The sequence below is a fragment of the Amycolatopsis regifaucium genome, assembly GCF_001613935.1.
In the GTDB taxonomy this organism is placed as follows: Bacteria; Actinomycetota; Actinomycetes; order Mycobacteriales; family Pseudonocardiaceae; genus Amycolatopsis; species Amycolatopsis regifaucium.
On the sequence record NZ_LQCI01000003.1, the window covers coordinates 210,026 to 221,117 of the forward strand.

Genomic DNA, 11,092 nt, shown 5'->3' on the forward strand with positions numbered 1-11,092 from the left:
CTCTTCAACTCCGCCCGAGATGTCCGCGGTGCTGCTCCCGGACGAGGTCTTCGATGGACGCGCGCAGCGCGAGGAACTCCGGCGCGCGTTTGACCGAGAGGTCGCGCTCACCGGGTAGATCGACCACGATATCGGCGGCGACCCGGCCCGGATCGGACGCCAGCACCACGACCCGCCGCCCGAGGAACACGGCCTCTTCGACATCGTGGGTCACCATCAGCACCGTCGTCCGAGTGTCGGTCCAGATCCGGCGGATCAGGACCTGCATGTCCTCTTTCGTCTGGACGTCCAGCGCGCCGAAAGGTTCATCGAGCAACAGCACGTCGGGCTCGCACGCCAGCGCCCGCGCGATCGCCACCCGCTGCTTCTGCCCGCCGGAAAGCTGCTTGGGCAATGACTTCCGCAGCCCGGCGAGCCCGGTCTCTTCGAGATACCAGTCCACCCGGCGGGCGCGTTCGCTCTTGTCGAGACTCAGCAGCTCGAGTCCGAACGCGACGTTGCTCTCCACCGTCCGCCACGGGTACAGCGCCCCGTGTTGGAACACCAGCCCGCGATCCGGGCCCGGCCCGGTCACCGCGTCGCCGTCGAGGGTGATCAGTCCCTCGGACGGTTCGGTCAGCCCGGCGATCAGCGAGAGCAGGGTCGACTTGCCGGATCCGCTCGCGCCGACGACGCAGACGAAGTCGCCGCGAGCGATGTCGAGGTCGATCCCGTCGAGTGCCCGGGTGGTCTTGCCGCGGACGGTGTAGTCCTTGGCGATGCCCTTGAGTTCCAGTGTCACGCCGCCCACTTCCCGACCCGCGTCCGCAGCCGCCGGAGCGCGATATCGATGACCAGGCCGAGCAGGCCGATCACGATCAGCAGCGCGAAGATCCGGTCGGTCTGGGTGAACCGCTGCGCGCGCATGATCCGCAGGCCCAGTCCGGCGGTGGCGTTGATCAGCTCGGCGACCACCACGAAGTTCCACGCGGCCGCGGCGTTGACGCGGGTCGCGTCGATCATGCCGGGCAGCGCGTGCGGGACGATCACCTTGCGCAGCACCTCACCGCGTCGTGCCCCGAGTGTGTAGGACACGTCGATCAGCGAACGCGGTACCCCGCGGACGGCGTCGGCCGTCATCAGCGTGTTGAAGAAGACCGTCCCGAGGAACAGGACGGCGACCTTCGACGGCTCACCGAGGCCGAGCCAAATCATCAGCAGCGGGATGAACGCGCTCGCCGGGAGATAGCGCAGCATCGCGATGACCGGTTCGAACAGGGCCAGCCCGGCGTTGAAGGTCCCCATCACGATGCCGAGCGGCACCGATACGAGCACCGCGAGCCCGAAGCCGAGCAGCACCCGCTGGGTGGTCGCCCAGAGGTCGCTGAACAGTTCCCCCGACTCGATCATCTTCAGCCCGGCTTCGAGCACCGCGACCGGCGTCGGCAGGAACGTCGGGTTGACGACGCCCAGCGCGTTCAGCGTCACCCAGATCAGCAGCGGGATCGCGAAGGAGGCCACCGCCAGCGTCCACCGCCACCGCGAGGAGATCGGGCTCCGGAGGGAGAACAGCGGGGAGGCGTTCGGGTTGAGGCCCGCCCGGCGGGGCAGCGGCGACCAGTCCGGCCGCGCGCCCCCTCGCCGTCGATCCTCCTGCGCTTCGGCGAGCCGCTGCTCGTCGTCGAGGCGACGCGCTTCGGCCTCTTCGGCGGCGTCCGTCCGCTGAACGGACGAACGCGCCGAGCCCGTGGTGCTCACGGCACCGACTTGACGTACTGGTCGTCGAACAGCCCGTCGATGTTCGGCCGGGCCGGGGCCAGCCCGGTGGAGACCATGAAGTCGGCGATCTTGCCGGCCTGGAAGTTCAGATGCGCGGGCGTGACACCCGGGGTGAACGCGTCGAGGTTCTGCTGCTTGGTGAAGATCGTGGTGCCGGCGTCGTAGGTCCTGTACTCGTCCGTCGACACTGCTCCGCGCTTCGCCATGATCTGGACGGCCTCGGCCTTGTTCTGCTTGATCCAGTCGATCGTCTGGAACCAGGTGGTCACCAGCGCCTGGACCTCCTTCTTGCGTTCCTTCGACATCTTCTCGGAGACGACAAGGTGGTCCGGGATGGCGCCGGGGAACTCGGCGGACGTCGCGATCGCGCGGCTGCCGGGGCGTTCGAGCGCCTTCGAGGTGAAGGGGGCGAACGCGGCGACGGCGTCGACCTGCCCGCCGACGAACGCGGCCGCGGCGGCGTCGGTCAACAGCGGGACCAGTTCGACGTCCTTCTCGGTCAGCTTCGCCTCCTGCAACGCGAGCAGCAGGAGGTAGTGGTCGACCGTACCCTGCTCGACGGCGACCTTCTTGCCCTTGAGGTCGGCGACGCCGGTGATCCCCTCGCGGGCGATGATCTTGTCGTTGCCCGTGGAGTTGTCGTTGACCAGGACGACCGACAGCTTCGCGCCACCGCTGACCGAGGCGAGCGTGTCGTTGAGGGTCTGGCTGTTGGCGTCGATCGCGCCGGAGGAAAGCGCGTTGATGCTTTCGGTGTAACTGTCGAACCACTTCAGGTCGACGTGCACGCCGTTCTTCTCGAAAAGACCTTTTTCCTGGGCCACCGCCCACGGGAACCAGCCCGGCCAAGCGCTGTAACCGATGGTGACCTTGGCGCCGGAAGCGGCGGTGCCGCTGTCCGAACAAGCCGAAAGGGCTGTTACGCCTGCCAGCGAAATGGCGCACAGCAACGCCGTCATGAGACGGCGGGAACGGGAAATCACAACGCACTCCTGGGGAAGGGGAGTAACACGGCCTGAAAAGTTCCGGTGGCTCGAGCGCGGGGGTGATCGACCGGCGTCGAACTCCCTGGCGGAAGTGCGGCCGGCAATAAGCGGACGGAGCAGCCGCACACCCGGCCGTCCCACCCTGTACCTCTAACACTCTGGATAGAGGTGATCACCCCGTTGCCCTCGGCGGCGATCCTATCGAGCGGCGCAAGGTCTACCTAGTGTGATCATCGGCTCTTTGCTCCATTTGCTGTCACATTCCGCTGAATCCGGCCCGTTTCGCGCCAAGGGGCAAAGTCCGGACCGGTGGGCAACCCCGGACGTGGCGGTCCGCGTCCACCAGGTGGCCGGTGAATCCGAGCCGGTCGATCAGGAGGGAGCAGAAGATGAAATTTCGTTCGGCCGCGGTGTGCGCCGCCGGTGTCGCGCTGGTGTCCACGATGGTCGGAGCGGGACCGGCGAACGCGACCAGGCCGTCCAGTCTCGTCATCGGTCCGGGCAGCGTCGTCGCAGGTGGGACGGTGACCGCGGATATCTACTGCCTGCGCCCGTCGGGTGCAGGGGAGCTCGCGACGACCCTCGTCGCGGACGGTCTCGCGGCGCCGATTCCCTTGCGGGTAGTGGGAGATGGCGGCACCGGCGGGATCGGTGTCGCGTTGCGCGGCGACGGTCCCGTGGGGACGGTGCCTGGCCGGTACACGGCGTCGTACGACTGCTGGGGCTGGATTGTTCGCGCGGAGTTCACTGTCACGAACTGACAACGCGACCTGGGAGAAGCGAAGGCCGCCGCCCGGTTTCCGGCGGCGGCCTTCGTCGCGTCTCATGGACGGGCCGACGGCATCGTGGGCATCGGCAGGTCGACCGGCCCGCTGTCCGGCACATGTCGTGGCAGGTCGCGTCGAGCGTGCGGCACAGCGAGCAGATGGCTCCGGACTGCTTCGCGCAGTCGGCGATGTCGGGCAGTTCGAACTCGTCCTGGCACACCGTGCGGATATGTGTCGCGCGGAGTTCCTCCGGCGCTAATTTCTGTCGAATGACAGAATTAGAACGGGCTGGATAGGTCCTCCCCTTCGTGGCGATGGCGACGGCCGGGACGAGCGCGATCGCGACGACCAAGGCGAGCAGTGGACTGAATGCGCCGAAATAGGCGACGATGGAAATGGTGGACGCGACGATAATCGAGCCGAATCCGACCGAATTGATCTTCGGCGAATAAGCGCGGTTGAATTCGATGTACCTCGATGAGAGGCCGAGTGGTTTCACGATGACGAGAGCCGCGCGGACCGCGCCTATCCAGGCGATTGCCAGGAAGGCGAAGCGCCGGATTCCATCAGAGCGAGCGCGATCCCGCAGTTCCTCAGGATTTACCAGACCCGGCCAGGGTGACGGTGCGATACCCCGGAAAAGAAGTCGGCGAACGACAATGATCCCGAATAGGGGCCGAGCGCCGGCTTGACCGCCAAGCAGAGCGGCGGCGCGCTGCTCGCCTTCCTCGGCCTGGCCGGGAAGGCGCACGCGCCCTCGGTCCCGGCGAACGAGGAGAACTCCGTGTCAGTAGGTCCATGTCGACGCCGTACTTCGCGCGCGTGTGCGCGACGGTGGTGGGCAGGGTGCCGGTCATGAACCTGCCTCCGTGGTGATGGGGGACGGAGAGCGGGCCGAAAGTAGAACCGGCCTTTATCGATCAGGGACGGGCAGGTGACCACGGGGTTACGGCTTGCGGTCCAGCGGTTGCGCACTGATAGCCACGCCCGGGTGGCGCGCGTCACCGTTCAGTGGGTTTCGCCGTCGCGTCCGAGGCAATACCGTCGGCGGCAAAGCCGAAGTCACAGATGCCCCGACCGGGTACGGAGGTTTGGCGGATGATGCCGGAGATCAAGGATGGCGTGGACGACGACGCCGTCGTGCGCCTGCCCGGAATGCGAGTGGCCTACGAAGGCGGCGCCTTCGACGAGTCCGCGCTCGCGGAGACATGGTTCGCGCAGCTGCAGGACTGGCTGAACCAGGCCGTCTCCGCGGGAGTCGCCGAACCGAACGCGATGGTGCTCGCCACGACCGACCCGGAGGGCAGGCCGTCCTCCCGGACCGTCCTGTGCAAGGGCCTCGACGAACGCGGCGTCGTTTTCTACACGAACTACACGTCGACGAAGAGCCATGACCTGACCGCGACGCGCTACGCGTCGGTCACCTTCCCGTGGTACCCCCTGCAGCGTCAGGTCCACGTACGCGGCGAGGTGGAGAAGGTCAACGTCGCCGAGACCACCGAGTACTGGAGGTCGCGGCCGCGGGGTTCGCAGCTCGGGGCCTGGGCTTCGCCGCAGTCCCGCGTCGTCGACGGCCGCCGTGCCCTCGACACCGCGCTTCACGGCATCGAGCGCCGCTTCGCCGACGTCGAGAACATCCCGGTCCCGCCGCACTGGGGCGGGTGGCGCATCCGGCCCGACATCGTCGAGTTCTGGCAGGGCCGCGAAGACCGCATGCACGACAGGCTCCGCTACGTCCGGACTGACGACGGCTGGCAGATCGAGCGCGTGGCGCCGTAACTCAAAGCGCGTGAAGGCCCCCTTCCCTCGGCTGAGCCGAAGGGAAGGGGGCCTTCACGCGTTAGCTGGTGACTTAAATCGCGCGCGATCGGTTAGTTAGCGCGGCTAAGCTGTCGGGTTGTGAGTGACGACGTGGGGGTTGAGCAGCGCAAGGGTGTCCGCAAGCTGTTCGGGTCGATCGTCGTGGACACCCGGCCGCTCAAAATCCCCGCGTTCCGCCGCCTCTGGCTGTCCACCGCGGTCACCGCCGTCGGCTCCCAGCTCACCGCGGTCGCGGTCCCCAAACAGGTCTTCGACCTCACCGGTTCCTCGGCCTATGTCGGACTGACCGGCCTCGTCGCCCTGGTCCCGCTGCTCGTTTTCGGCCTCTGGGGCGGCGCCATCGCGGACGCCGTCGACCGGCGCAAGCTCCTCATCGTCACCAACGTCGGGGTCACCGTCACTTCGGCGGTCCTGTGGCTCCAGGCGTTCCTGAACATCGGCTCGGTCTGGCTGGTGCTCGCCCTGCTGGCGGTCAACCAGGCGTTCTTCGCGATCAACATGCCGACCCGCAGTGCCGTGGTCGCTCGCCTGGTGCCGGACAATCTGATCGCTCCCGCGACCGCGCTGAGCAGCACGATGGCCACCTTCGGCGCGGTCTTCGGCCCGCTCCTCGCGGGTTCGCTGATCCCGATCCTCGGCCTTTCGACGCTCTACCTGATCGACGTCGCCGCACTGACCTTGACCCTCATCGCGGTCTGGAAACTGCCGCCGATCCCGCCGCTCGGCGAGATCGCGCGCCGCGCCGGGCTCCGCGACATCATCGACGGTTTCCGCTACCTGGCGACGCAGAAGATCCTGCTCGCCTCGTTCCTCCTCGACATCATCGCGATGGTGGCCGGGATGCCGCGCGCGCTGATCCCGGAGATGGCCGAGCGCACCTTCGGCGACCCGCCCGGCGGCGGCCCGGCACTGGGCTGGCTGTACGCCGCGCTCCCGGCGGGCGCGATGCTGATCGGGCTCTTCTCCGGCTGGCTGACCAGGATCCGTAAGCAGGGCCTCGGCGTCATCATCTCGGTCTGTGTCTGGGGCGCCGCCATCGTCGGCTTCGGCCTCGCGCAGTCGCTGTGGCTGGCCGTCTTCTTCATGGCGCTCGCCGGAGCGGCCGACATGGTCAGCGCGATCTACCGCATGTCGATCCTCCAGATCGCCACCACCGACGAGATGCGCGGACGGCTGCAGGGCGTGTTCACCGTCGTCGTCGCGGGCGGGCCGAGGATCGCCGACCTCACCCACGGCTGGGCCGCCGCCGGTGTCGGCACGGCCGCGGCGGCTTCGGGCGGCGGGATGCTGGTCATCGTGCTGGTCATCGCGGCGGCGTTGCTGATCCCGTCGTTCTGGCGGTACCGGGCCCCGGTGGACTGAGCTGTTCGGGCTATCGTCGGATCCATGCGTATTTCACGGGCGATCGTCCTGTTCGCCGCTGTCATCGCGACCGTCACCGCCTGCTCGTCCGGGGACCAGAAGTCGGACAACGCGGCCAAGCCGTCGAGCCAGGCTCCCGCTCCGTCGCACTCCGCCGCGCCGAGTTCGTCGGCCGCGCCCACCGGCGGCGCCGGTTCGAAGGAGCCGTGCGCGCTGCTGCCCGCCGAGGCCGTCGGAAAGGCCGTCTCGCTCGAAGGGGTCACTTCGGCGCCGGGACCGGTGCAGGACAACGCCGCCAACGGCGGCAAGGCCAAGAGTTGTGTCTACTCGGCCGCGGGCAAGCAGGTCGGCGCGCTCGCGGTGACCCGCTTCGAGGGCAACAAGATCAAGCCCGCCGAGATGGTCGCCGCGCTGAAGAAGGCGAAGCCGGGCGCCAAGGACGTCGCCGGTGTCGGCGAGGGCGCCGTCTACTACACCGACGAGAACAAGACCGCGACGCTGGCGGCCGCCGAACTCGTGAACGACGTTCCGGTGCTGGTCAACTACACCGGGCCGACGAAGATGACGCAGGAGATGATGGTCCCGCTGGTGAAGACCGCGGTCGACGCCAACTGAGCGATTTACCCAAAAGCCTCTTTCGCCAACCCGTGACGAAGAACTGACCAAAGCGGACTGTCGGCCACAGACGTGATACGGCACACTCTTGCCGCATGGCGGACACGACGACAACAGAACAGGCCGGTCCATCCGGTCAGCCGAGCCTCAAACGGGTCATGGGTTCCAAGCTCCTGCTGTTCTTCGTGGTGGGGGACATCATCGGAACGGGCGTCTACGCCCTCACCGGTCAGGTGGCCGGTCGGGTCGGCGGCGCGCTGTGGTTGCCGTTCCTGATCGCGTTCGTGGTCGCTTTCATGACCGCGTTCAGCTATCTGGAACTGGTCGGGAAGTACCCGCAGGCGGCGGGGGCCGCGCTCTACACGCACAAGGCGTTCAAGATCCGCTTCCTCACCTTCATGGTGGCGTTCGCGGTGATGTGCTCGGGGATCACCTCGGCATCGTCGGCGGCGAAGGCCTTCGGTGACACCTACCTGAAGGAATTCATCACCGCGCCGATGCCGTGGGTGGCGATCCTGTTCGTGATCGGCCTCGCGCTGATCAACTTCCGCGGGGTCTCCGAGTCGGTGAAGACCAACGTGGTGCTGACCTGCATCGAGATCGGCGGCCTGCTGATCATCATCGGCGTCGGCGTGTGGGCGGTGCTCAACGGCAACGGGGACGCCTCGCGGCTGGTCGAGTTCGACACCGAGAACCAGACCATGCTGGTGGCGATCACTTCGGCGACGTCGCTGGCGTTCTTCGCGATGGTCGGCTTCGAGGACTCGGTGAACATGGCCGAGGAGTGCAAGGACCCGATCCGGATCTTCCCGAAGGCGATGCTGTGGGGCATGGTCATCGCCGCGACCATCTACATCATGGTCTCCGTGACCTCTTCGCTGCTGGTCCCCGCGGACGATCTGGCGGCGGCCAAGAGCAGCGCGCTGCTGAAGGTGCTCGACGTCGGGGCACCCGGCTTCCCGCGCGAGGTCTTCTCCGCGATCGGTCTCTTCGCGGTGATCAACTCGGCGCTGATCAACATGCTGATGGCCAGCCGCCTGCTCTACGGCATGGCGAACCAGCGGATCATCCCGAAGCAGCTGGGCACCGTGCATCCGTTCCGCCGCAGCCCGTGGGTGGCGATCGTGTTCACCAGCCTGATCGCGATCGGCCTGGTCTCCTTTGTGGACATCGGCGTGCTCGGCGGCACGACGGCGTTGCTGCTGCTCGCCGTCTTCGCCATCGTCAATGTCGCGGTCCTGGTGCTGCGCAAGGAAAAGTCGGCGCACAAGCATTTCCGCGCGCCGACGATCATCCCGGTGCTCGCCGCGATCTTCTGCGTCTACCTGGTGACGCCGTTGTCCGGACGGCCCGCCCGCGACTACAAGGTCGCCGCGATCCTGCTCGGCGTCGGCATCGTGCTCTGGGGCATCAACTGGCTCATCATGCGGGCCACGCACAAGGAAGAGGACCGGCAGCTCGCCGAGCCGCCGGTCGGCTGACCACTCCTATCCCCGGCTGAGCGACTGATACTCCACCGGGCTGTGTGCCGAGAACACGGTGACCTCGTCAGCGTGTTCTCGGCTCAGCTCGCGCAGCCGCTCCACGTTCTCCAGCCGGGGCTTGCGCAGCGTCTGCACCATGTTCTGGAACGCGGTCATCCCCGGCGGGCAGTGCGGTTTCACCGGATCAAGCTGTCCGTGGAAGAAGTAGGCGTCACCCGCGTGCAGCAGCCAGCCGTCGCCGGTGTCGACCGCGACTCCCGTGTGGCCCCTGGTGTGCCCCGCGAGCGGGACGAGCAGGATCTCCGGCGGCAGGCCCTTGAGTTCGCGGACGGCCTGGAAACCGAACCACTCGTCACCGGCCTCGTCGTACTTGCTCCACAGTGGACGGTGGGCGAACTGGTTGGCGCGGAAGCGCAGTTTCTCGCTCGCGTTGCCGGGGGCGGTCGCCGCGTCGTGCTCCGCGGTGCGGACATGCACGACGGCGTTCGGGAAGTCCGCGAGCCCGCCCGCGTGGTCGACGTCGAGGTGGGTGCAGATGATGTGCCGCACGTCCTCCGGTTTGTGGCCGAGCGCTTCGACGTGATGGGCGGCCGTCTCCTCCTCGACCGGCTTCGCACCGACCATCAGGGTGAACGGCGTGCCGAGCCAGTCGCCCGGCCGGGCGACGCCCTGGCGGCCGAAACCGGTGTCCACCAGCACGAGCCCGTCGCCGGTCTCGATGAGCAGGCAGTGCGCCACCATTTCCGCGCGGCGCAGCAATCCCGGCTGGCCGTCGAGCAGTTTCCCTCCCGGTGCGCGCATCGTGCCGCAGTTCAGGTGGTGGACCTTCATATCCTGCTCCTCTGGCTGAGCCGCTCGAATGCGGTGGCGTCGTGCGCGGCGAAGACCGTCACCTCGTCACCGTTGTTACTCACAAGTTCGCGCAGCCGGCGCTGGTTGTCCAGTCGTGCCGTCTTCTCCGTCTGCGTGTGCGACTCGAAGAGCCCCAATACGAAGGGGATATGCGGGTTTCGTTCCAGCTCGCCGCCGTGGAAGACGGCGTCCCCGGCGTTGAGCAGCCAGCCGTCGCCGGTGTCGACCGCGACCCCGGCGTGCCCGCGGGTGTGCCCGGCGAGCGGGATGATCAGGACGTCCGGGACACCCTCGAGTTCGCGAACGGCGTCGAAGCCGAACCACGGGTCGCCGTCGGCGCGGTAGGACTTCCACTTCGGACCGTGGCTGAACTGGACCTTCCGGTAGCGGCTCGCCTCCTTGCGGTCGATCGGCTTCTCCAGCGCCTGGAGTTCGCGCGCGTGGACGTGGACCCGCGCTTGCGGGAAGTCGACGAGCCCGCCCGCGTGATCGAGGTCGAGGTGGGTGAGCACGATGTCGCGCACGTCGGCCGGGTCGAAGCCGAGCTTGCGGATCTGGGTGGTGGCGCTGAGGTCGTCGTCACCGACCGGGTGCACCATGCGGACGAAACCGGCGCCGAGCCATTCCGCCGGGCGGGTGACGGTCGGCGTCCCGACGCCGGTCTCGACCAGCACCAGTCCGGTTTCGGTCTCCAGCAGGAGACAGTGACAGATCAGTTCCGCGCGGCGGAGAAGCCCCGGCCTGCCGTCGACGAGCTTGCCGCCGATGGGCCGCAGGGTTCCGCAGTTGAGGTGGTGGACACGCATCAGGGCAGCTCCCGTTCGAGGGTGGAGCGGAGGTGAGGGGCGATCGCGCGCAGCGGCGCGGTGTCGTGCAATGTCTTGGCCAGCAGCAAGCCGCCCTCGATGGTGGCGAGGACGACGGTCGCCAGGTGGTCCGCCTTGTCGGTCTTCAGCGCTCCGGCGATGATCGTGTGCCAGGAGATGTAGCCGTCGGCGCAGGCCTGGCGGATCACCTCGCTCTCGCCCGACGCGTCGAGCGCGACCGTCGCGAGTGGACACCCGCGCTGGAAATCCGACTCCTCCAGTGAAGTCGCCAGCGCGTCGACGACATTCTCGACGGCGGTGACGACGTCGGGGGAGTTCGCCACGATCGTGCGCAAGGTGTCGCAGAGGCGTTCGGCGGACTGACTGATGGCCTCGGCGGCGAGCTGCTCCTTGCCGCCGGGGAAGTGGAAGTAGAGCGATCCCTTGGGCGCGCCGCCGGCGGCGACGAGCTGATTGAGCCCGGTGGCGTGGTAACCCTGCTGGTGGAAGAGTTCGGCGGCGGAATCGAGCATGCGCTGCCGGGTGTCGGTGCGGCGGACCATGCGACCGACTGTAGCTCAAACTATGACGACCGGTCTAGTAAGAAAGATTTACACAAATATCCATGACTGAGGGGTCTT

General features: G+C 67.6%; 12 protein-coding genes. 5 read left to right on the top strand and 7 right to left on the bottom strand.

What is annotated here, in order from left to right; genetic code table 11:
• Positions 1 to 4: 4 nt before the first annotated feature.
• Genes AVL48_RS04790 through AVL48_RS04800 form a run of 3 tightly spaced genes read right to left on the bottom strand, consistent with a single transcriptional unit; the run spans position 5 to position 2,741 of the window.
• Positions 5 to 781, bottom strand: coding sequence for an ABC transporter ATP-binding protein (locus tag AVL48_RS04790; protein ID WP_061984882.1), 777 nt, complete (start codon positions 779 to 781; stop codon positions 5 to 7).
• Complete coding sequence (locus AVL48_RS04795; RefSeq protein ID WP_061984642.1) at positions 778 to 1,737, bottom strand: ABC transporter permease; 960 nt, start codon at positions 1,735 to 1,737, stop codon at positions 778 to 780. The genes AVL48_RS04790 and AVL48_RS04795 overlap by 4 nt, the downstream gene beginning before the upstream one ends.
• Positions 1,734 to 2,741 carry an ABC transporter substrate-binding protein gene (locus AVL48_RS04800; RefSeq protein WP_082857544.1) on the bottom strand — a complete coding sequence of 336 codons (1,008 nt, stop codon included), beginning with the start codon at positions 2,739 to 2,741 and terminating at the stop codon, positions 1,734 to 1,736. The genes AVL48_RS04795 and AVL48_RS04800 overlap by 4 nt, the downstream gene beginning before the upstream one ends.
• 392 nt (positions 2,742 to 3,133) lie before the next feature.
• Here AVL48_RS04800 and AVL48_RS04805 point away from each other — a divergent pair, with 392 nt between their 5' ends.
• Entirely contained in the window at positions 3,134 to 3,505 is a 372-nt protein-coding gene (locus AVL48_RS04805) for a hypothetical protein (RefSeq protein WP_061984646.1), read from the top strand.
• On the opposite strand, the gene AVL48_RS38080 is transcribed toward AVL48_RS04805, so the two are convergent.
• Positions 3,495 to 4,262 carry a hypothetical protein gene (locus AVL48_RS38080; protein WP_177242346.1) on the bottom strand — a complete coding sequence of 256 codons (768 nt, stop codon included), beginning with the start codon at positions 4,260 to 4,262 and terminating at the stop codon, positions 3,495 to 3,497. The two genes, AVL48_RS04805 and AVL48_RS38080, sit on opposite strands and share 11 nt — an antisense overlap.
• 347 nt (positions 4,263 to 4,609) lie before the next feature.
• Here AVL48_RS38080 and pdxH point away from each other — a divergent pair, with 347 nt between their 5' ends.
• The 4 genes from pdxH to AVL48_RS04825 all read left to right on the top strand — a co-directional run bounded on the left by pdxH (position 4,610) and on the right by AVL48_RS04825 (position 8,790).
• Positions 4,610 to 5,290, top strand: coding sequence for a pyridoxamine 5'-phosphate oxidase (pdxH, locus tag AVL48_RS04810; RefSeq protein ID WP_061984648.1), 681 nt, complete (start codon positions 4,610 to 4,612; stop codon positions 5,288 to 5,290).
• A gap of 120 nt (positions 5,291 to 5,410) precedes the next feature.
• Positions 5,411 to 6,694 (top strand): MFS transporter, encoded by a 1,284-nt coding sequence (locus AVL48_RS04815; protein ID WP_061984650.1) that lies wholly within the window; start codon positions 5,411 to 5,413, stop codon positions 6,692 to 6,694.
• 24 nt (positions 6,695 to 6,718) lie between these two features.
• Positions 6,719 to 7,309: a DUF3558 domain-containing protein gene (locus tag AVL48_RS04820; RefSeq protein WP_061984652.1), complete on the top strand. Its 591-nt coding sequence runs from the start codon at positions 6,719 to 6,721 to the stop codon at positions 7,307 to 7,309.
• Between the two features lie 95 nt (positions 7,310 to 7,404).
• Positions 7,405 to 8,790, top strand: a complete 1,386-nt coding sequence (locus tag AVL48_RS04825; protein WP_061984654.1) for an APC family permease — start codon at positions 7,405 to 7,407, stop codon at positions 8,788 to 8,790.
• A gap of 6 nt (positions 8,791 to 8,796) precedes the next feature.
• Here the strand turns inward: AVL48_RS04825 and AVL48_RS04830 are convergent, their stop codons facing one another.
• The 3 genes from AVL48_RS04830 to AVL48_RS04840 are packed head-to-tail and all read right to left on the bottom strand — an operon-like array spanning position 8,797 to position 11,014.
• Complete coding sequence (locus AVL48_RS04830) at positions 8,797 to 9,624, bottom strand: MBL fold metallo-hydrolase (protein ID WP_061984656.1); 828 nt, start codon at positions 9,622 to 9,624, stop codon at positions 8,797 to 8,799.
• Positions 9,621 to 10,451 (bottom strand): MBL fold metallo-hydrolase, encoded by an 831-nt coding sequence (locus AVL48_RS04835; protein WP_061984658.1) that lies wholly within the window; start codon positions 10,449 to 10,451, stop codon positions 9,621 to 9,623. The genes AVL48_RS04830 and AVL48_RS04835 overlap by 4 nt, the downstream gene beginning before the upstream one ends.
• A complete protein-coding gene (locus AVL48_RS04840) occupies positions 10,451 to 11,014 on the bottom strand; it encodes a TetR/AcrR family transcriptional regulator (RefSeq protein WP_061984660.1) in 564 nt (187 codons plus the stop codon). The genes AVL48_RS04835 and AVL48_RS04840 overlap by 1 nt, the downstream gene beginning before the upstream one ends.
• Between the last annotated feature and the right edge of the window lie 78 nt (positions 11,015 to 11,092).

Excerpts from the sequence above, each read along its gene's own strand:
- AVL48_RS04825 (WP_061984654.1), top strand. The coding sequence starts at position 7,405 with ATGGCGGACACGACGACAACAGAACAGGCCGGTCCATCCGGTCAGCCG.
- AVL48_RS04830 (WP_061984656.1), bottom strand. The coding sequence starts at position 9,624 with ATGAAGGTCCACCACCTGAACTGCGGCACGATGCGCGCACCGGGAGGG.
- AVL48_RS04820 (WP_061984652.1), top strand. The coding sequence starts at position 6,719 with ATGCGTATTTCACGGGCGATCGTCCTGTTCGCCGCTGTCATCGCGACC.
- AVL48_RS04840 (WP_061984660.1), bottom strand. The coding sequence starts at position 11,014 with ATGGTCCGCCGCACCGACACCCGGCAGCGCATGCTCGATTCCGCCGCC.
- pdxH (WP_061984648.1), top strand. The coding sequence starts at position 4,610 with ATGATGCCGGAGATCAAGGATGGCGTGGACGACGACGCCGTCGTGCGC.
- AVL48_RS04835 (WP_061984658.1), bottom strand. The coding sequence starts at position 10,451 with ATGCGTGTCCACCACCTCAACTGCGGAACCCTGCGGCCCATCGGCGGC.
- AVL48_RS04805 (WP_061984646.1), top strand. The coding sequence starts at position 3,134 with ATGAAATTTCGTTCGGCCGCGGTGTGCGCCGCCGGTGTCGCGCTGGTG.